Annotated in this window: 20 protein-coding genes; 10 read left to right on the forward strand and 10 right to left on the reverse strand. The window is 29.2% G+C overall.

Going from position 1 to position 18,651, the window contains the following annotated elements:
• On the reverse strand, window positions 1–1,220 hold a 1,220-nt coding region (locus ACTTAQ_RS04525; RefSeq protein WP_440695936.1), incomplete at its 3' end, for a hypothetical protein.
• A 190-nt stretch (window positions 1,221–1,410) separates the two neighbouring features.
• Between ACTTAQ_RS04525 and ACTTAQ_RS04530 the strand changes: the two genes are divergently transcribed.
• From ACTTAQ_RS04530 to ACTTAQ_RS04540, 3 genes are read left to right on the forward strand one after another with little or no spacing between them, the layout of a single operon-like run.
• Entirely contained in the window at window positions 1,411–1,914 is a 504-nt protein-coding gene (locus ACTTAQ_RS04530) for a shikimate kinase (protein WP_440695938.1), read from the forward strand.
• Window positions 1,911–3,023 (forward strand): 3-dehydroquinate synthase, encoded by a 1,113-nt coding sequence (gene aroB, locus ACTTAQ_RS04535; protein WP_440695940.1) that lies wholly within the window; start codon window positions 1,911–1,913, stop codon window positions 3,021–3,023. The genes ACTTAQ_RS04530 and aroB overlap by 4 nt, the downstream gene beginning before the upstream one ends.
• The gene (locus tag ACTTAQ_RS04540; RefSeq protein ID WP_440695942.1) at window positions 3,010–4,275 is read left to right on the forward strand and encodes an HlyC/CorC family transporter; all 1,266 of its coding nucleotides are present in this window, start codon (window positions 3,010–3,012) and stop codon (window positions 4,273–4,275) included. Before aroB ends, ACTTAQ_RS04540 begins: the two co-directional genes overlap by 14 nt.
• On the opposite strand, the gene ACTTAQ_RS04545 is transcribed toward ACTTAQ_RS04540, so the two are convergent.
• Window positions 4,265–4,525, reverse strand: a complete 261-nt coding sequence (locus ACTTAQ_RS04545; protein ID WP_440695944.1) for a BolA family protein — start codon at window positions 4,523–4,525, stop codon at window positions 4,265–4,267. The two genes, ACTTAQ_RS04540 and ACTTAQ_RS04545, sit on opposite strands and share 11 nt — an antisense overlap.
• Window positions 4,526–4,550: 25 nt before the next feature.
• Here ACTTAQ_RS04545 and ACTTAQ_RS04550 point away from each other — a divergent pair, with 25 nt between their 5' ends.
• From ACTTAQ_RS04550 to ACTTAQ_RS04560, 3 genes are read left to right on the forward strand one after another with little or no spacing between them, the layout of a single operon-like run.
• Window positions 4,551–5,201 carry a DnaJ domain-containing protein gene (locus tag ACTTAQ_RS04550; protein WP_440695946.1) on the forward strand — a complete coding sequence of 217 codons (651 nt, stop codon included), beginning with the start codon at window positions 4,551–4,553 and terminating at the stop codon, window positions 5,199–5,201.
• A 3-nt stretch (window positions 5,202–5,204) separates the two neighbouring features.
• Window positions 5,205–6,179 carry an AAA family ATPase gene (locus tag ACTTAQ_RS04555; RefSeq protein ID WP_009360632.1) on the forward strand — a complete coding sequence of 325 codons (975 nt, stop codon included), beginning with the start codon at window positions 5,205–5,207 and terminating at the stop codon, window positions 6,177–6,179.
• Window positions 6,172–7,956 carry a cobaltochelatase CobT-related protein gene (locus ACTTAQ_RS04560; RefSeq protein ID WP_440695948.1) on the forward strand — a complete coding sequence of 595 codons (1,785 nt, stop codon included), beginning with the start codon at window positions 6,172–6,174 and terminating at the stop codon, window positions 7,954–7,956. Before ACTTAQ_RS04555 ends, ACTTAQ_RS04560 begins: the two co-directional genes overlap by 8 nt.
• Here ACTTAQ_RS04560 and ACTTAQ_RS04565 read toward each other — a convergent pair.
• Together ACTTAQ_RS04565 and rpmB are read right to left on the reverse strand one after the other, a co-directional pair.
• Entirely contained in the window at window positions 7,927–8,466 is a 540-nt protein-coding gene (locus tag ACTTAQ_RS04565; protein WP_440696080.1) for a queuosine precursor transporter, read from the reverse strand. The two genes, ACTTAQ_RS04560 and ACTTAQ_RS04565, sit on opposite strands and share 30 nt — an antisense overlap.
• A 32-nt stretch (window positions 8,467–8,498) precedes the next feature.
• Window positions 8,499–8,792 carry a 50S ribosomal protein L28 gene (rpmB, locus tag ACTTAQ_RS04570; RefSeq protein WP_009360635.1) on the reverse strand — a complete coding sequence of 98 codons (294 nt, stop codon included), beginning with the start codon at window positions 8,790–8,792 and terminating at the stop codon, window positions 8,499–8,501.
• A 127-nt stretch (window positions 8,793–8,919) separates the two neighbouring features.
• Here rpmB and ACTTAQ_RS04575 point away from each other — a divergent pair, with 127 nt between their 5' ends.
• Window positions 8,920–9,975 (forward strand): TSUP family transporter, encoded by a 1,056-nt coding sequence (locus ACTTAQ_RS04575; protein ID WP_440695950.1) that lies wholly within the window; start codon window positions 8,920–8,922, stop codon window positions 9,973–9,975.
• A complete protein-coding gene (locus ACTTAQ_RS04580) occupies window positions 9,975–10,403 on the forward strand; it encodes a DUF3429 domain-containing protein (protein ID WP_440695952.1) in 429 nt (142 codons plus the stop codon). The genes ACTTAQ_RS04575 and ACTTAQ_RS04580 overlap by 1 nt, the downstream gene beginning before the upstream one ends.
• Here ACTTAQ_RS04580 and ACTTAQ_RS04585 read toward each other — a convergent pair.
• Together ACTTAQ_RS04585 and ACTTAQ_RS04590 are read right to left on the reverse strand one after the other, a co-directional pair.
• Window positions 10,374–11,426 carry a quinone-dependent dihydroorotate dehydrogenase gene (locus tag ACTTAQ_RS04585; protein ID WP_440695954.1) on the reverse strand — a complete coding sequence of 351 codons (1,053 nt, stop codon included), beginning with the start codon at window positions 11,424–11,426 and terminating at the stop codon, window positions 10,374–10,376. The two genes, ACTTAQ_RS04580 and ACTTAQ_RS04585, sit on opposite strands and share 30 nt — an antisense overlap.
• A 1-nt stretch (window position 11,427) precedes the next feature.
• Window positions 11,428–12,987, reverse strand: coding sequence for a lysine--tRNA ligase (locus ACTTAQ_RS04590; protein WP_440695956.1), 1,560 nt, complete (start codon window positions 12,985–12,987; stop codon window positions 11,428–11,430).
• A 103-nt stretch (window positions 12,988–13,090) separates the two neighbouring features.
• On the opposite strand from ACTTAQ_RS04590, the gene ACTTAQ_RS04595 reads away from it, so the two are divergent.
• Complete coding sequence (locus ACTTAQ_RS04595; protein ID WP_440695958.1) at window positions 13,091–14,536, forward strand: TrkH family potassium uptake protein; 1,446 nt, start codon at window positions 13,091–13,093, stop codon at window positions 14,534–14,536.
• Here the strand turns inward: ACTTAQ_RS04595 and argF are convergent.
• Genes argF through ACTTAQ_RS04610 form a run of 3 tightly spaced genes read right to left on the reverse strand, consistent with a single transcriptional unit; the run spans window position 14,533 to window position 17,440 of the window.
• On the reverse strand, window positions 14,533–15,459 hold the full coding sequence (gene argF / locus ACTTAQ_RS04600) for an ornithine carbamoyltransferase (RefSeq protein ID WP_440695960.1): 927 nt from the start codon (window positions 15,457–15,459) through the stop codon (window positions 14,533–14,535). The two genes, ACTTAQ_RS04595 and argF, sit on opposite strands and share 4 nt — an antisense overlap.
• Window positions 15,456–16,622, reverse strand: a complete 1,167-nt coding sequence (locus ACTTAQ_RS04605; protein WP_440695962.1) for an aspartate aminotransferase family protein — start codon at window positions 16,620–16,622, stop codon at window positions 15,456–15,458. The genes argF and ACTTAQ_RS04605 overlap by 4 nt, the downstream gene beginning before the upstream one ends.
• 5 nt (window positions 16,623–16,627) lie before the next feature.
• Window positions 16,628–17,440, reverse strand: a complete 813-nt coding sequence (locus tag ACTTAQ_RS04610; RefSeq protein WP_440695964.1) for an ABC transporter permease — start codon at window positions 17,438–17,440, stop codon at window positions 16,628–16,630.
• 153 nt (window positions 17,441–17,593) lie between these two features.
• Between ACTTAQ_RS04610 and ACTTAQ_RS04615 the strand changes: the two genes are divergently transcribed.
• Window positions 17,594–18,103, forward strand: coding sequence for a GcrA family cell cycle regulator (locus tag ACTTAQ_RS04615; RefSeq protein ID WP_440696082.1), 510 nt, complete (start codon window positions 17,594–17,596; stop codon window positions 18,101–18,103).
• Window positions 18,104–18,157: 54 nt separating this feature from the next.
• Here ACTTAQ_RS04615 and ACTTAQ_RS04620 read toward each other — a convergent pair whose 3' ends face one another.
• Window positions 18,158–18,637 (reverse strand): SET domain-containing protein, encoded by a 480-nt coding sequence (locus ACTTAQ_RS04620; RefSeq protein WP_440695966.1) that lies wholly within the window; start codon window positions 18,635–18,637, stop codon window positions 18,158–18,160.
• Between the last annotated feature and the right edge of the window lie 14 nt (window positions 18,638–18,651).

Consider the following 18,651-nt stretch of genomic DNA (forward strand, 5'->3'; position numbering starts at 1 on the left):
GTTAATTTATCTTTAAAATTATTTAAAATCTTTAATTTGATATCAGGTTTTTGAGCAAGTAACATTGCTTGATATAAAATTGCATGAGACTCGGGACGTCTCAAATTTTTTACAGCATCTTCAACTTGAAATAACTGGTTAAATGAAAAATTATATTTTTTATAAATATCTAAAATTTTTTCATAAGGATAAAGATCTTCATTCACTGAACGTTCTAAAAAAATTACTAAATCATTTAATTCCTTTTTTTTGTCTGGGGATGTATCTTTCATTGCGTCATCTAAAAGTTTATTAGCTAAATTACTTTTAAAAAAATAATTTCTTAATTCTTTAGATTTTGAAAAATTATTATATTTTAATTCAAGACTATCATTCGTGATAAGAGTAAGGTGTGTGTAGAAAACATTATCAAAATTTATATCACTCTTTTGATCACTTATGCCTATCAAAAAATTTACCTTTCCAACAAAAAAATTATCCAAAGAAGATGTTTCTCGCGTTAACTCAAGTTGAGACTGGGCTTGTTTAATTTTTTTATTATTTATTAAACAAAAAATTTTATATTTTTCTAAATCAATACTCTGGACATTAACAGTCATTAACTTGGTGTAACCACACGCTTTATCTATTTGGCCTAAAGACAAATAATGAGTAAACAAAAATTTTAATAATTTAGCATTTTTATTAATGATTTTGTTCTGATCAATAACCTGATCAATAAGTTTCATCTTTTGATTATTTATTAACCAATCAGCAATAAAGCTTAGATGTCTCTCTCCTTTATCTTCAAAAACATTTATATTTGATTTTGAAAATAATACTTTTTCTGAAACAGCAACTAAACTGTTTTTTTCTTTATTTAATAATGTCTCGAAAACTCTGCTATATAAATTATTATCAACATCAGACCAAAAATTTAAGTTTATTTTCGTATCCTCAGGTTCGTATAATCCAAAAATAAGTTCCTGATCATTTATTTCTTCAGATTGACTAATTTCATTTACACTTAAATTTAATTTTTCTTTATCAAAAGTAGTTTGGGGTAAATCTTTATTTAAATTATTTTCTGAATTTTCGATTTTTTTATTTTGATTTTCCTTAATAGTTATTTCTTGTGACTGTTTCCATATATCTTTAGGCTCACTCAAAACTAAAGATGATGAGGATACAAAAATAGATAAAATTAAAATTCTTTTACTTAACTTTAACAGCGATATCATTAGGTAAGGTTTTCTTACTTGCTTTTGTTTCTGGTGATATATCTAAATAATTAACTAAGTACATTGCTCCATAAACAATTAATACGATAGGAAATATTTTTTTAAGTATAAAATTTTTAATCATTAAGAATTAGTTTTATAAACATTTTAGTCAAAAATATGTTATTAAATTAATATTATTCAGCACACAATGTTAAAAACAATAGTTTTAGTCGGAATGATGGGCTCTGGTAAAACCTCTATTGGTAAAGAGCTTGCAAAATCACTAAATATTAACTTTATTGATAGTGACAAAGAAATTGAGCTTAAATGCAAAAAAACAATCCCTCAAATTTTTGAAACAAAAGGTGAAACATATTTTAGGAAAATTGAAGAAAAAATTTGTGTTAAACTTATAGATGGTAATCCAAAAGTTTTGTCACTTGGGGGTGGTGCTTTTTTAAATAGCGCTATAAGAAGAAAAATTAATAAACTAGGTCTTTCAATATGGATTAGTCCCAGTTTAGAAACTATTTATGAAAGGCTTAATAAATCAAAGAATAAAAGACCTTTGTTAAACTATAAGAATTTAAAAAAATCTATTAAAGAAATTTATGACAGTAGAAAAGAGCAATATACTAAAGCCAATTATACAATTAGAACAAAGTCTGATAACAAAAAAAATATCGTAAAAAAAATTATAGAAATATTATGAAAACACTAATTGTAAAAACTTCTTCAAAAAAATACCCAATTTATATTGGTCAAAATATATTATCAAAATTTAGTTTTTTTAAAAAAAAACACCTTAAAAATACAAAAAATATTTTAATAGTATCCTCAAAAAAAATTCCAAAAAAATATACGTTAAGTTTAAAGAAAAATACAAAAGGAATAAAATATTACACTATAATTTTGCCAGATGGTGAAGTTATAAAACAGGATCAATTTTTAATCAAAATCACAAATTTATTATCTAAATGTAACTTTGGTAGAAATGACTGTGTTATCGCAGTGGGCGGAGGAGTGATTGGTGACCTTGCAGGTTTTGCATCAAGTATATTTAAAAGAGGTATCAATTTTGTTCAAGTTCCAACAACTCTTCTTTCTCAAGTAGACTCATCTGTGGGGGGTAAAACTGGAATAAATAATAATTTTGGAAAAAATCTTGTTGGAACTTTTTTTCAACCTAATTTTGTTTTAATTGATATTGATACTCTAAATACTCTTCCAAGAAGAGAGATGATTGCAGGTTTTGCTGAGGTTTTAAAATATTCATTAATTTTAGATAAAAAATTTTTTAATTGGTTAAATAAAAATGGAAAAAAAATTATAAATAAAAAATCTAAAAATCTAATTACCGATGCTATTTATACTAGCTGCAAACATAAAGCTTACGTAGTAAAAAAAGATGAAAAAGAAAAAAATTTAAGAGCGATATTAAATTTTGGACATACGTTCGCACATGCAATTGAAACCGTGACTGGGTATTCTAAAAAGATAATTCATGGTGAGGCTGTACTTATTGGAATGGCTTTGGCTTCAAGATTATCAAATCAAATGGGATACTTAAAAAGGCACGAACTCGAAAGTATTTTATCTTTATATCAAAAATTAAAATTAAATTTCCAGTATAAGAAATTTGTGAACTCGAAAAATATCAAGAAAGTTTTTCAAATTATGAGTAACGATAAAAAATCTGATGGAAAAAAAATTAAAATAATTCTTTTAAAAAAAATTGGTTTATCTATAATTAAGGAAACAACATTGAAAAAAACATTTATTCCCTTAATTCAAAAAGATTTAAAAAATGGAATTTACTAATTATTTACCCATTTTTTACATCGCAATACTCATCGTTATCTCAGGGATGTTTTCTGGTTCAGAAACATCCGTAACGTCGGTAAATAGAAGTAAGATTCATAAACTTGCGAATAAAGGTGATCGAAAAGCTAAAAAGCTCCTAAAACTAATAGATAATAAAAATGATCTTATTAGCTCTATTTTAGTTGGTAATAATATAGTGAATATTCTTGCATCAGTTTTAGCAACAGCAGTTTTAATTGAATACTTTGGTAGTGATGGAATTTTTTATTCTACTCTTGTAATGACTTGCTTAATTGTAATTTTTGCAGAGGTTTTACCTAAAAATATTGCTTTGATAAAAGCAGACCGATTTGCTTTATTTTTTTCAACTCCATTAACAATTTTTGTAAAAATATTTTATCCAATAAACTTGGTTTTAAAATTTCTAAATCACACAACATACAAAATTTTTGGAATTGATCATAAAAATTCTACAAATTCAGTGACCGAAGATATACGTAATATGATTGATATGCACGAAGATGAAGGAGACTTGCATAAAGATGAAAGCGAAATGATCAATGCAATTCTCGACTTAAAGGAAATTACAGTTGAAAAAATTATGACTCACAGAAAAAATATATTTTCTCTAAATTTAAATGAAACAAAAAAAATATACTCAACTATTGCTTCCAGCTCGTTTAGTAGAATACCTGTGTGGAAAGATGACCCAAATAATATTTTGGGCATTATTCACGCCAAAAATATTTTAAGTAATTTAGATGATGATGGTAAAATAAGCTTAGAAAAAGTTAAACGAGGTATTATTAAACCGTGGTTTATACCCGAAACCACAAAAGTAAAAGATCAACTTAATGAGTTTATTAAAAGAAAAGAAAAGATTGCATTTGTAGTAGATGAGTATGGAGAGCTAATGGGACTAATATCATTAGAGGATATAATTGAAGAAATTGTTGGAAACATCTTTGATGAAAAGGACTTCTCTACAATTGGAATAAGAAGAATAAATGAAAATCAATATAGAATAAGAGGAGATGTAAATATTAGAGACATTAATCGTGAGCTAGATTTAAATCTTCCAGAAAATGATTCTTCAACACTAGCTGGTTATATTATTTTTAAAACAGAAGCTTTGCCTGAAGTCGGTCAAACATTCAAATTCGATAACATTGTTTATGAAATTCTAAATAAAAATAAAAATCAAATTACTCAAATCAAAATTATATTAGAAAAATCTACTAAGCATTAATAATTTCAATTTCTAAAGCATGAATAAAACTCTTCATTTCTTCTGAAAGACATGAATAAATCTTTTGATGTGATTTAACTTTTGGAAGTTCACTTAGTTGCTTATCTTTAATAATTAATTTGAAATGACTTATGCCATTATTTGGAGATTGTTGATGATTTTGATGTAAATGAGAATTGTTAACAACTTCAACATCATTAATTCCTAAATTATTTAAAAGTTTTTTTTTAATTAATGTTTCGGCATTCATGATTATTTTATATTATATATTGTTTATGAAAAAAAGTTGCGAAAAAATAAATTGTTTTGAACGTGGTTTTAAAGAAGTACTGATAAGAGATAAAAAAAATAAAGAATACAAAGTATTATGTCAGCATCACTTTGAACAATATACAAAAAACCAAGACCTAAATTGTAATTGGGATTCTTGTAAACAACTTGGCGAGTTCAAAGCTCCAACTAAGGGTGAAGGTGACTATCTATGGTTCTGCGAGGATCATATTAAAGAGTATAATAAAAAATGGGATTTCTTTGAAGGTATGTCTCAAGCACAAATAGAAGACTTTGTGTTCAAAGATATTATTGGACATAGAAAAACACAAAAATTTGGATCAATGGATACTTTTTTTCATGAATTATGGAACAATGCTATTGAAGATGAGTTGTTAAACCTTTCAAAATTTAAAAATACCTTAAATCAAGAGAACCAAAAATATACTGACAAACAAATTGCAGCTTTAAAAAAAATGGATCTTAAACCAAATATTACTTGGTTAGCGATAAAAGAACAGTTCAAAAAACTTGTTAAAAAATATCACCCTGATATGAATGCGGGCGACAAAAAATACGAAGAAAAACTAAAAGAAATTACAATCGCATATTCGTATTTAAAAACATCGCTAAGCGATAAACAAAAGGTAGCTTAATTAATGTTTGCTGAACAACCAGATTTAAAGATTTCTGTTAAACAAACTTTTAATATTGATACAGATATAGAAGTCCCAGCTTTTTCTGACAAAAATGATTATGTCCCGGAAATAGATAATAATTACATCTTTGATAAAGAGACTACTTTGGCAATTCTTGCCGGTTTTTCAAATAATAAAAGAGTAATGGTTCAAGGGTATCACGGTACAGGTAAATCAACACACATTGAGCAAGTTGCAGCAAGATTGAATTGGCCTTGTGTTAGAGTAAATTTAGACAGTCACGTAAGCCGTATCGATTTAATAGGTAAAGATGCAATTGTGATTAAGGACGGAAAACAAATTACAGAATTTAAAGAAGGTATTTTGCCTTGGTCACTACAAAATCCAGTGGCGTTAGTTTTTGATGAGTACGATGCTGGGAGACCAGATGTAATGTTTGTTATTCAAAGGGTTTTGGAAACCGAGGGTAAGTTTACACTTTTAGATAAAAATAAAGTCATAAAGCCAAATAATTCTTTTAGATTGTTTGCAACGGCAAATACAATTGGGCTTGGAGATACAAGTGGACTTTATCATGGAACCCAACAAATTAATCAGGGCCAAATGGATAGATGGAATATTGTTACAACTCTAAACTATCTTGATCCCAAAAAAGAAGAGGCAATCATTCTAGCAAAGTGTGAGTTTTTAAACTCAAATGACGGTAAACAAATTATAAAAAATATGGTGCAAGTCGCGAATCTTACTCGAAATGGATTTGCGAATGGAGACATATCAACTGTAATGAGTCCAAGAACGGTTTTAACATGGGCCGATAATTATAAAATTTTTTCTGATTTAAAACATTCTTTCAAAGTATCATTTTTAAACAAGTGTGATGAACTAGAAAGACCTATCATTTCAGAATACTACCAAAGATGCTTTGGAGAGGATGTTTTGTCAACAGAAGATAAAAATTCCAAACCTAATGGCTGACCACCCAAATTTAGAAAAGTATAAAACTGCAATTCACTCTACTGCAAAAGCAATTGCGAGAAGTAATTTAAAGGAAAAAAGAGAAAAATTTGAAAAAATTACTAAACCAAAAATTTTATCTTCCGAAAATAAAGAAGAAATTCTAGAGGCAAGAGTCCTGGCAGATAGTGAGGCTTTAAAAATAAAATATAGTGATGAAAATATATTAAATAAAAACCTTCCAACTGGAACAATTAGTAAAACTATTTATAATATTGCTGAGAAAATCAGATATGAAAAAATTGGCTCAGATCAATACAAAGGTATTAAAAGTAATTTAAATAATTTTTATCAAAAAAAAATTTCGGAAAGCAATGTGCATTCACAAAATTTTATTGCTGACGCATTTGAAGCATATCTACGCGGTAAGGTATTAGATTTTAAAATTCCAGAAAATAAAAAAGAAGATTTTAAGAGATGGAATGAAATTTTTGACAACAAAGTTTCTGATAAAATATCATCATTAACTAAAAGCTTAAATGATCAGGAGACATATGGCAAAAAAGTTCAATCAATTATTGATGATCTAGAGATTCAAGACCAAAATCAAAATCCACAGAACGCACAAAATGAAGAGGATAATGAAGACAATAATAAGGAGCAAGATAGCGAAAAACAACAATTACAAGAACAAGAAAATCAACAATCTCAAAATCCAGAATTTGATATGGAAAATCTTGTTCCAGAAATAGATTTTGACCCAAGTTTAAATGATCAAGAGATTGCTTTAGAGGATAGTGATGATGAAGATATACAAACTACTAGATCTCAAAAGCAAGTATCAAATGATAATAAAAAATATAAAATTTTTACAAATCAATTCGACAAAGTATTAGAAGCAAATGAGCTTATAACAGATGAAGAGATTTTTAAATTGAGAAACAATCTTGATATCCAACTATCATCTCTACAATCCTTCATTTCGAGACTGGCAAATAAATTGCAAAGAAAACTTTTAGCTAAACAAAATAGGTCATGGAATTTTGATCTTGAAGAAGGATTATTGGATGCATCTAAGCTACCTAGAATTATTATAGATCCATTTAATTCTCTCTCTTACAAAAAAGAAAAAGATATTGATTTTAAAGATACGGTTGTAACCTTACTGATTGATAACTCAGGATCAATGAGAGGGAGGCCAATTACTATAGCAGCGATTTGCGCAGATATACTATCTAGAACGTTAGAACGATGTTCAGTTAAAGTTGAAATTTTAGGTTTTACCACCATGAACTGGAAAGGTGGAAAAAGTAGAGAGCTTTGGATGAAACATAAAAAAGAAAGTCCTGGTCGATTAAATGATCTTTGTCATATTATTTATAAGTCTGCAGATACACCGTGGAGAAGATCTAAAAATAATTTAGGGTTAATGTTAAAAGAAGGAATTTTAAAAGAAAATATTGATGGTGAAGCAATTCTTTGGACTTACAATCGCTTAAAAAAAAGAAAAGAGGAAAGAAAAATTATTATGGTTATCTCTGATGGCGCTCCTGTTGATGACTCTACGCTTTCAGTAAATTCTCCAAGTTATTTAGAACAACATTTAAAAAGAGTGGTGCAATGGATCGAAAACAATTCTGATATAGAAATTAATGCAATCGGAATTGGGCATGATGTAACTAACTATTATGAAAAAGCTATAAAGATTGCAGATGTTCAAGAACTAGGTGATGCAATGGTAGATCAACTTGTAGACTTATTTATTAACTCACCTACTAAAAAAAGAACCTTGAATTAATTCTAAATTTTTGACCATCAATCTAAATGGTACAAGCATTAACATTGCAATTATAATCTTAACAACAAAATCACCTAACGCTAAAGTTACCCATGGAACTTCGGTACCGTAAAATGCAATTGAGAAAAATAAAATTGTATCAATGGCAGATGAAATAATTGATGATAAAAATGGAGGTATAAACCATAACTTATGATCTCTTAATTTATTGAAAATATTTGCATCCAGCAATTGAGCTATTAAAAAAGCTGTCCCTGATCCAATAACAATCCTTAGTGAAATTAAATTAAATTCACTGACTGAAAAAAATAAAGAAATTAAAATTCCCCAAACAAAACCTACATGAATTACTCTTTTAGTGAAATTGATCCCATGAAGTCTATTTGCTAAATCGGTAACTAAAAAAGCAACCGGATATGTGAAAGCTCCCCAAGTTAAAACATCATTAAGATTTAAAAAATTAAATGGAAATTGAACTAAATAGTTAGATGCCAAAACAATTAACATCATTGATAGAATGTAAGGTATTAGCTTTTTATTAATCAATTAGCTTTGGCTTTTGTTTTAACCATTAGAGCTTTCTTCAATTTTTTTATTCTTGGTGCTAAATTTTTATTTTTTGCTCTAATTAAAAACTGATCAAGACCACCTCTAAAATCAACAGCCTTTAAAGCTCTTGTTGAAATTTTCAAACTGACATTCTTTTTTAATAACTCACTTTTAAGAGAAACTTTTTTTAGATTAGGAAAAAACTTCCTTTTAGTTTTGTTATTAGCGTGAGACACCTTATGTCCACTCATCGGTCTTTTGCCAGTTAATTCACATATATTTGCCATAGGTGGTCAGGATATATTTCCTTAAAATGTTTTGGTCAAGGTGTTTTTAGAGGCATTTTATGCGCTCTGTCCGTTTGACAATTAATAATTAGAGGCATAATTGTAATTAAATAATAAACAATGTTAAATGTTTGATTTTTACTTACCGATTGCAGAAGTAACAATTAATATTCCATTATTACTACTAATCAGTGCCGCAGTGGGTTTTTTAACAGGTTTACTAGGAATTGGAGGCGGATTCCTAATGACGCCTATATTAATTTTTTTAGGAATACCTCCTGTGTATGCAGTTGCAAATGGAGCAAATAATATCTTAGCTGCATCAGTATCTGGGTCATTAGCCCATTATTTTAAAAATCACATTGATGTAAAAATGGGAGTTTTAATTTTAATCGGCGGTCTCATAGGATCAATCATAGGTGTTGAAATTTTTATTTTCTTTTTAAAAAAAGGGACAATTAACAGTCTGATATCTATTTCATATTTCATATTACTAAGCTCTATAGGACTAATGATGTTTTATGAAAGCTTGAGTGAAATGAGAAGAATTAGAAACAATAAATTCATTAAAAGAAGAATGCATCAACATTATTGGATACACAATTTACCCTTTAAAGTAAGAATTCATGCTTCAAAGTTATATATTAGTGCTATTGGTCCAATATTTTTTGGAATACTTATCGGTCTGATATCATCATTGCTTGGCGTAGGAGGAGGTTTTATTCTCGTTCCAATCCTAATTTATATAATCGGTATGCCAGCCAAACTCGTTCCAGGCACATCACTTTTTGCAATGATATTTGTTATGATCATAGTAACTTTGCTTCATGCAATAGCAAACTATACTATCGATATTTATCTTGTATTCATATTAGCGCTTGGCTCTGTCATTGGTGCGCAACTAGGTTCAATTATAAGCAGTAAACTTGCTGGTGAAGAATTAAGAGGTTTACTTTCAATTTTGATTTTAACTTTTGGTTTTAAATTTGGTTATGATTTGTTCTTTTCTAAAATTTTACCATCAATGAATATTGCCAGTACTATTCCACCAGAATTTAATAGTTTTACAAATTTAATTATAAATGTTTCACAAAATTATCCGGTAATTTATGGAATAGCATCTGTGAGTATAGCTATAATAGTAGGAATTGCAGTCGCATACTCATTTAAAAAAGTATTGTAATGAATCACCTAAGCTTTGTTAAAACATTATGCTACTCAGGAGCAATTCCCTTTTACATTCTTGCTATTACAAGTTTTCTTTACAAGAATTTTTTTATCTTTGATCTTTTCTCGATATATTCGTTAGTAATTTTAAGTTTTTTATTTGGTTCAAGTTGGTTAATGACTATTTTTTTTGAAAAAGAAAATGTTTCGAAAAAATTAATTTTTTTCATTGTAATCACACCTGTGTTACTAATTTTTGTAGAAATATTTATCCAAATACAAATTAAATTATTTATTTACTCATTGTGTTTTTTTGGGATCTATCTAATTGATAACAAATATCTTAAAAACTTAGACTATTTAAAAATTCGAAAACACTTAACAATACAAGTTATATTAAATCACATGCTAATTTTAATTAGCATTTATACCGACAGCTTCTGAAATATTTTTTAAACCATCTTGTTTTAAGAGCTCAACTAATTCTTTATTAATATTAGAAGCTACATAAGGGCCTTTAAAAACCATAGAAGTATAAAGTTGTACTAAATTTGCCCCACATTTAATTTTTTCATAAGCCGTTTTTCCATCATTTACTCCACCTACGCCAATAATAGGAATTTTGCCTCTTAGATTTTTGTAAAAATTCAAAATAACTTTGTTCGATACTAAGTTAATTGGGCTACCAGATAAGCCACCAGCTTCTCTTTTGTTTTCATCCAATAAGTCTTCTTTTCCTTCAACAGAAGTATTTGTTAAAATTAGACCATCAATTTTTTTATCCAAAAAAATTTCAGATAAATTATTAATTTCTGAAATGTCAATATTGGGTGATAGTTTAAATACAATAGGTTTTATTTTTTCATTTTGATTTCTAAAATTTAATATTGCATCAATTAGATTAATAATTTTTTCTTTATCATGCAGTGATCTTAGGTTTGGTGTATTCGGAGATGAAATATTAATGGCTATATAATCAGCTTGATCATAAAATTTTTCTAAACATATGAGATAGTCATCATTTTTAGTGGCATTTTCTTTATTTGGTCCAATATTAATACCTAAAATTCCATTATTCAAATTATTAGCAATACGATTAAAAATTTTTTCCATACCTTCGTTTGGAAAGCCAAGTCGATTAATAATAGCTTTGTCTTGATTTAATCTAAATACTCTTGGCTTTGTATTTCCCTCTTGAGGTTTTGGTGTAATTGTGCCAACCTCTGCATAACCAAATCCTAATTTGTAGATAGAGTTATAAACTTCTGCATTTTTATCAAATCCAGCTGCTAGCCCTATAGGATTTTCAAACTCAATACCAAAAACTTTGGACCTCAATTTTTCATGAGGTTTAAATTTAAATAAATCAAATGGAATGATATTTGTTTTTAAAAATTTTATTGCTAATTGATGTGCAACTTCTGGGTCGGTTTGTTTTAAAAATGAGTTAAAAATATCATAAAACATTCTATCTTTTTAAACTGTCCTCTAGCAATTTAATAGTTTCTTCACGTCCAAAAAAGCTGATAAACGAACCCATTCTTGGTCCTTGTTCATCTCCAAATACAATTTCATAAATTGCTTTAAACCAATCTCTTAATTTTTCTTTTGGATAATAATTTTTTCCAACTGTAAAAACTTCAGTTTGTATCTCTGAGGGATCTTTCCCATCTGGCATTTTTTTTAAGACTTCAATTAAATCCATTATTGCTTTTTTCTCGTTTTCATTTGCAGGCCTATATTTTTTTGAAGGCTTTACAATGTCATTAAAATATTGAATTGCATTTTTAGTTAATTTTTGAAGTATAGGATGATCTTCTTTAACAATATTTGAACTATAGTTATTAATAAACTTCCATAAAACTTCTTCATTTTCAGCATTACTTGCGCTGACTAAATTCAAAAGTACACCAAAGGAAATTACATTCTTTTCTTTAGGGGGAAAACCATTGTGAACGTGCCATACTGGATTACCTAATTGCTCTTTGATTTCTTGACCGTCAAATTTTTCTAGAAAAGTTAAATATTCATCTACTGCTTTAGGAATAACTTGCGGATAGAGTTTTTTAGCTCTTTGTGGATTTTGATACATATATAATGCTAAGCTTTCTTGGGTCGCGTATTTTAACCACTCTTCAATAGTAATACCGTTCCCTTTTGATTTTGAAATCTTCTCTCCTTTTTCATCTAAAAATAATTCATAAGCAAAACCATTTGGGGTTGGGCTTCCTAATGTTTTACAAATTTGACCTGATAGTTCAGCGCTTGGTATTAAATCTTTTCCATACATTTCAAAATCAACTTTAAGTGCTGACCATCGCATTGCCCAATCAACTTTCCATTGTAATTTGCAAGCACCATCGGTAACTTTAGTTTTAAATTTCTTTCCATTGTTATCAAAAACTACCTCATTTTGTTTTTCATCAATCTCAACAATTGGTATTTCTAAAACTTTGCCAGTATCTGGACAGATAGGTAGAAAAGGGCTGTACGTTTTCTTTCTATCACTACCAAGTGTTGGTAAAATGATATTCATTATCTTTTCATAATTTTTTAAAACATTGATTAGTTCATTATTAAATTCACCAGTCTTATACATTTGAGTTGAGCTTTTGAATTCATAATTGAAATTAAATTTATCTAAAAACGTTTTTAACATTGCGTTGTTATGTTCACCAAAACTTGGAAATTTTTCAAAAGGATCTGGAACTGCAGTTAAAGGTTTATTTAAATTTTTTTCTAATAAGTCGCTATTAGGAATGTTCTCTGGAACTTTTCTAAGTCCATCCATATCATCTGAAAAGGTAAATAATTTTACTGGAATATCAGAAATTTTTTTAAATGCCTGAATGACCATAGTTGTTCTACAAACTTCTCCAAAAGTTCCAATATGAGGTAATCCGCTCGGGCCATACCCGGTTTGAAATAAGACATGACCTTTCTTTTCTAATGCTTTTCCTTTTCTTTTAAGGATTGCTCTTGCTTCAACAAATGGCCATGCGTTGGAGTTTAAATATTCTGAACTCATAAGTATTTTGTTTATAGGCTAAAATTAGCTTTTTTCAAATTACAAACATTTCAAAAGTTGTCTAAAAAAAATATTAATATAATTTCATTTTAACTGCTTCGAAATGAATTCTGGATTAAAAACTACTTTCCTAATTATCGGATATCTAATTATAATCTTATCTGGTTTCATGATTATTCCTCACATTGTTGAAATGACAATTGGTGATAAATCGCAACACTTTCTAGTAACTGGAATTTTGTCAGCATTTATTGGAACGCTATTAGTATTAATAAGCCAAACCAAAGATAGATCTTTGAATGTCCAACAAGCTTTTTTAATGACAAATCTTGCCTGGTTATCTATTTGTTTTTTTGGAGCTATACCTCTATATTTTTCATCACTTGATTTAACTTTTACAGATGCATTTTTTGAGAGTGTATCTGGTATCACCACCACAGGATCTACAATACTGCCAGACATTGAAAGAGCTTCAAAGGGAATTTTGGTTTGGAGATCATTGCTTCAATGGCTTGGGGGGATTGGTATTATCGTTATGGCAATTACTATTTTGCCGTTGTTAAATATCGGTGGAATGCAGTTATTTAGATCAGAAGGTATGGAAGTTGAAAAAGTAGTTCCAAAGGTTACTGAAATTGCCTTATCAATCACAAAAATTTATATTTTCATCACCATCTTATGTTCTTTGGCTTATTGGCTTGCCGGCATGAATGTTTTTGATGCAATAAATCATGCTCTAACGACAGTATCAACTGGTGGTTACTCTACTCACAGTCAATCTATCGGTTACTTTAATAGTTCACTAATAGAGGTGGTTGCTATCATATTTATTATTACAGGGAGTGTACCTTTTTTAGCTTACATAAAATTTACAAGAGGAGATTTGTTTGTATTTTTTAAAGATAAACAAATAATAGGTTTTTTTTTAATTTTAATTGGATCAATATTAATCATCACAATTCACTCCTACGTAAATAGAAGTGATGCTTTAATTTTAGCGCTAAGAGATGCAGCATTTAATGTAACATCTATTATAACAGGAACTGGATATACAACTAAAGATTTTAGCGCATGGGGAAATTTTTCTGTTTTTTTCTTTTTAGTTTTAATGTTTGTGGGTGGTTGCTCTGCTTCAACAACTTGCGGGATAAAAGTTTTTAGATTTCAAATTATTTTATCTTTTATAGATCAACAGGTTAAAAAAATATTTTATCCTAATGGGGTGTTCCCAATAAAGTACAACAACCAAAATATTAATGATCAATTTTTAACTTCGGTTCTTGCTTTTGTTTGTCTATACATATTTATATTCTTTATTTTAACACTTTTACTATCGCTTACTGGATTAGATTTAATTACTTCTGTTTCAGCGGCTGCAACCTCAATTTCAAATGTAGGTCCAGGACTTGGTCATGTCATTGGACCAGATGGAAATTTTTTTATATTATCTAATAGTGCAAAGTGGCTTTTAAGTTTAGGAATGCTGCTTGGTAGACTAGAGTTACTTACTGTTTTAGTTTTATTTTTACCTGCTTTTTGGAGAAATTAATCTGATAAGCACCAATCAATAATCGCCTTTTGACCGTGCAATCTATTTTCTGCTTGCTGCCATACTAAAGATTGTTTCCCATCAATAACAGAAGAGGTAACCTCTTCTTCTCTTGCTGCTGGTAATACATGTAGATAAATTGAATCTGGTTTTGCAAGACTCATTAATTCATCATTAACTTGGAACTGTTTCAAATCACTCTTTTTCTTTTTAATGTCACCTTGATCACCCATCGAAACCCACTTGTCAGACATAATGCAATCAGCTCCAGCTACACCTTTTTTTGCATCATGAAAAAGGTTAATTTTTCCACCTTGCTTTTCCGCCCAATCTAAAACTTTTTTTGATGGTAAATAGTTTTTTGGAACACAAATATTAAGTTCAAAATCAAATTGAACTGCTGCTTCTATTGCAGAATTCGTAACGTTATTTCCATCTCCAACCCAGGCAACTTTAGCCCCTTTAATTGAACCTTTTTGTTCTTCAAATGTCATCACATCGCTCAAAAGCTGACATGGATGACTTGAATTTGTTAACCCATTGATCAAAGGTACAGTTAAGAGTTTTGATAATTCGATTAATGTTTGGTGCTCAAAAGTTCTAAACATTACAATATCAGAAAAGCCTGAAATCACTTTTGCAGTATCTTGTACACTTTCTTCACCTTTTCCAAGATGCATATCATTAGCGTTCATTACAATTGTCTCTCCACCTAACTGTCTCATTGCAAGATCAAAGGAAAGTCTTGTTCTAGTTGAGGGTTTTTCAAAAACCATCAACAATAATTTATCTTTACCATTCGATGGTTCTGATACGACTACTTTGCCTTCTTTGCTTTGTTTTGCTTTTCTTCTTTTTGCTTCAGAAAGAATATGATGCAAATCTAATTTTGGAATTAAAGATAAATCTAAAAAATGTTTCATTTTAATTTTTCACATACTTTCTTAATAATTGAAATAGCTTCATCAATTTCTTTTTCTTTAACGATTAAAGGAGGCAATAATCTCACTACATTTTCAGATGCTTTTACAGCCAACATTTTATGCTCAAATAGCTCATTTATAAATTTAGCATTATCTGATTTTAGTTTTATACCTCTTAATAATCCCTTACCTCTTACTTCTTCAATAACGCTTGGGTATTTTTCTTTTAATTTTAAAAGTTGAGCTTCAAAATATTCTCCAATTTTAACAACATTTTCTAAAAATCCTTTTTCTAAAATAATATCTAAAACCGCATTCCCCACACTCATTGCCAATGGGTTACCGCCAAAAGTAGAACCATGATTTCCAGGCTTCATTCCACTTCCTGCTTTTTTATTAACTAAACAAGCGCCTACCGGAAAACCTCCACCAATTCCTTTGGCAATAGGAACTATATCAGGTTCGATTCCCGCCCAATCAAAGGCAAAAAACTTTCCTGATCTTCCAATTCCACATTGAACCTCATCTAAAATTAATAAAAGATCATGTTCATCGCACAATTTTCTTAGTCCTTGTAAACATTGATCTGGAATAATTTTTATTCCACCTTCACCCAAAATAGTCTCAACCATAATAGCTGCTGTATTTTTATTAATTGCTTTTTTTAAAGCTTCATGATCTCCAAAATCAACTTGATCAAAGCCTTCAACTTTTGGCTCAAAGCCTTTGATATGATCAGGATTATTTGCAGCAAATAAAGAAGCTAACGTTCTTCCATGAAAGGCTCCTTTAAAAGTTATAATTCTATTTTTTTCAGGCTGACCTTTTTCAAAAAAATATTTTCTAGCAATTTTAATACTTGCTTCAGTAGCTTCTGCGCCAGAATTCATAAATATAACGTAATCTGCAAAAGTATTTTCAACCAATCTTTGAGCAAGTTTTTCTTGCTCTGGAATTTCAAAAGCATTTGAAACATGCCATAATTTTGCAGCTTGCTCTTGAACAGTTTTAACAAGGTGATCATGACAATGACCCAATGCATTTACAGCAATACCTGATACAAAATCTAGGTATTTATCGTTAGACATAGAAAACAAATAGCATCCTTTTCCGTGAGAAAAAGATACCGGTCTTCTTGCATATGTTCCAAGAATTGCACTCATAATTATTAAGCTTTAATTTTATAACCCTTTTTAAAAAGAAGATAACATAAACCAATTAAAATCATGTTACAAACAAACAAAATTAGCATTCCAAAATAAACATTAGAATCTGATTGACCTAAAAATCCGTATCTGAAACCATCAATAACATAAAAGAATGGATTAAATTGACTAATCGTATGAATGTGACCTTCTAATCTATTTATTGAAAAAAACGTTCCAGATAAAAATGATAATGGGACAACAATAAAATTTGTAACAGCTGCCATATTATCAAATTTTTCAGCCCAAAGACCTGCAATAAAACCAAGCGCTGCCAGTAAGCAAGAACCTAAAATACCAAAAACTATCACATAAAAAATATGTGCAAATGGAATTTTAATAAAAAATAATGACACTAAAATTGAGAAAAAACCAACAACCAAACCTCTAGTAACACCACCTAAAATTAAAGAAAATGTAACTTCACCAGCTGATAATGGAGGGAATAAAATATCAACGATATTTCCCTGAACCTTAGAAATCATTAAAGAAGAAGATGTGTTTGCAAAAGCATTTTGCATAATTTGCATTGCAATTAATCCTGGGACTAAAAATACAGTAAACTTATGTCCAAGCACATCAGTTCTTTCAGAACCTATGGCCAAACTGAATACAGTTAAAAATAATAATAAAGTAACAATAGGTGAAACAATAGTTTGTACCCAAACTTTAAAAAATCTTTGAACTTCTTTTAAATATAAAGTGTAAAAACCAACCCAGTTCACATAACCAAATCTTCTTACACCGATCTTATATTTGTATTGAATAGCGCTCATGGCTTCTCATTATCAGTTAATTTATAAAAAGGCTTAAAAAATGTGGATATATAAGGTTTTTTCAAAAAAAGGTCATTTTTACTACATTTTTTCATCAACATCTTGTGTTCAATTAAATTGAGTATGCAAGATATGGTTAATATAACATCTGACATGGCTTGGACAGACGAAAAAACAGAACAACTTAAAAAACTTTGGGCAGAAGGTCATACAGCTAGTCAAATCGCAAGAATGATAGGTGATGATATTTCAAGAAACGCAGTCATTGGAAAAGCACACCGTTTAAATCTTGCAGGTAGAACTCAATCAAGAATGATTTCATCTCCAAGAATTAATAACGCTCAGTTTCAACAAAAAAAAGGTCCAGTTCAAAGAAGAACGAGAAGACCTAGAGGTCTAAGAGCCATAGTGATTGAAAAAGATTTTGAACCTGAAAATCCAGTGAGTTTAGAAAACTTAACTGATAAGACTTGTAGATGGCCAATTGGTCACCCTGATGAAAAAGATTTTTATTTCTGCGGAAGAACTCCTATGGATGAAAGAATTTACTGCAAACTTCACGTTCTTCACGCATATCAACCTCGTAATCAAAGAGGCGAAGACAATCAAAAAACAGCAGAAGAAATTCCAAGTTTCATACAAAAAAAAGTAAAAAGCGCTTAAATTAAAAGCTTATTTGGGTTCGTTTGACCAATTACCAGTAAATGGGTTTGTTTCCTACTTATTCTTTAGTCGGCCCTGTTTGGTTTTTGCAAATTTACGATTAATTCTCCATCGCTGGTCATCTCTTACAATATAACCACAACAATTTTTTGATCCGCATTTGCAAGGAAATTGTCTAAAATCTTTATCATATCCAAACCCATAATCGTAAGAAAGTTCATCTCCTTTTTTAATATCTTGAGTCGCTATAATCCAAATTTTTCCTTTAATAATATCAACTTCACAATTTGGATCACACGTATGATTAATATATTTTGCAGTATTAGACTTAGTATCACCATCAAGAACGGTTTTTTTATTTAGTGTAAATAAATAGATAGCTTTAGAATTATCAAACCGATCATCTTCCTCAACTTGTTTATGGGTATATTTTTTACCCTTATATTCAATAACCTTTTCACCCTTCTTAAAATCCTGCCCTGCAAAAAGGCCCCAGTTATTAATTCCTGATTTTTTTCTTACAAATTTTTGCAAAATATCATCTACTT

The organism is Candidatus Pelagibacter sp. HIMB109 (genome assembly GCF_052048155.1).
In the GTDB taxonomy this organism is placed as follows: Bacteria; Pseudomonadota; Alphaproteobacteria; order Pelagibacterales; family Pelagibacteraceae; genus HIMB114.

Coding starts and splice junctions, on each gene's coding strand:
- ACTTAQ_RS04565 (WP_440696080.1), bottom strand. CDS start 8,466: ATGATGTTAATTGTTTTGGCATCTAACTATTTAGTTCAATTTCCATTT.
- rpmB (WP_009360635.1), bottom strand. CDS start 8,792: ATGGCAAATATATGTGAATTAACTGGCAAAAGACCGATGAGTGGACAT.
- ACTTAQ_RS04590 (WP_440695956.1), bottom strand. CDS start 12,987: ATGAGTTCAGAATATTTAAACTCCAACGCATGGCCATTTGTTGAAGCA.
- ACTTAQ_RS04540 (WP_440695942.1), top strand. CDS start 3,010: ATGGAATTTACTAATTATTTACCCATTTTTTACATCGCAATACTCATC.
- ACTTAQ_RS04545 (WP_440695944.1), bottom strand. CDS start 4,525: ATGAATGCCGAAACATTAATTAAAAAAAAACTTTTAAATAATTTAGGA.
- ACTTAQ_RS04530 (WP_440695938.1), top strand. CDS start 1,411: ATGTTAAAAACAATAGTTTTAGTCGGAATGATGGGCTCTGGTAAAACC.
- argF (WP_440695960.1), bottom strand. CDS start 15,459: ATGAAACATTTTTTAGATTTATCTTTAATTCCAAAATTAGATTTGCAT.
- ACTTAQ_RS04550 (WP_440695946.1), top strand. CDS start 4,551: ATGAAAAAAAGTTGCGAAAAAATAAATTGTTTTGAACGTGGTTTTAAA.
- ACTTAQ_RS04605 (WP_440695962.1), bottom strand. CDS start 16,622: ATGAGTGCAATTCTTGGAACATATGCAAGAAGACCGGTATCTTTTTCT.
- ACTTAQ_RS04615 (WP_440696082.1), top strand. CDS start 17,594: ATGGCTTGGACAGACGAAAAAACAGAACAACTTAAAAAACTTTGGGCA.
- ACTTAQ_RS04575 (WP_440695950.1), top strand. CDS start 8,920: ATGTTTGATTTTTACTTACCGATTGCAGAAGTAACAATTAATATTCCA.
- ACTTAQ_RS04595 (WP_440695958.1), top strand. CDS start 13,091: ATGAATTCTGGATTAAAAACTACTTTCCTAATTATCGGATATCTAATT.
- ACTTAQ_RS04555 (WP_009360632.1), top strand. CDS start 5,205: ATGTTTGCTGAACAACCAGATTTAAAGATTTCTGTTAAACAAACTTTT.
- ACTTAQ_RS04585 (WP_440695954.1), bottom strand. CDS start 11,426: ATGTTTTATGATATTTTTAACTCATTTTTAAAACAAACCGACCCAGAA.
- ACTTAQ_RS04560 (WP_440695948.1), top strand. CDS start 6,172: ATGGCTGACCACCCAAATTTAGAAAAGTATAAAACTGCAATTCACTCT.
- ACTTAQ_RS04610 (WP_440695964.1), bottom strand. CDS start 17,440: ATGAGCGCTATTCAATACAAATATAAGATCGGTGTAAGAAGATTTGGT.
- ACTTAQ_RS04580 (WP_440695952.1), top strand. CDS start 9,975: ATGAATCACCTAAGCTTTGTTAAAACATTATGCTACTCAGGAGCAATT.
- aroB (WP_440695940.1), top strand. CDS start 1,911: ATGAAAACACTAATTGTAAAAACTTCTTCAAAAAAATACCCAATTTAT.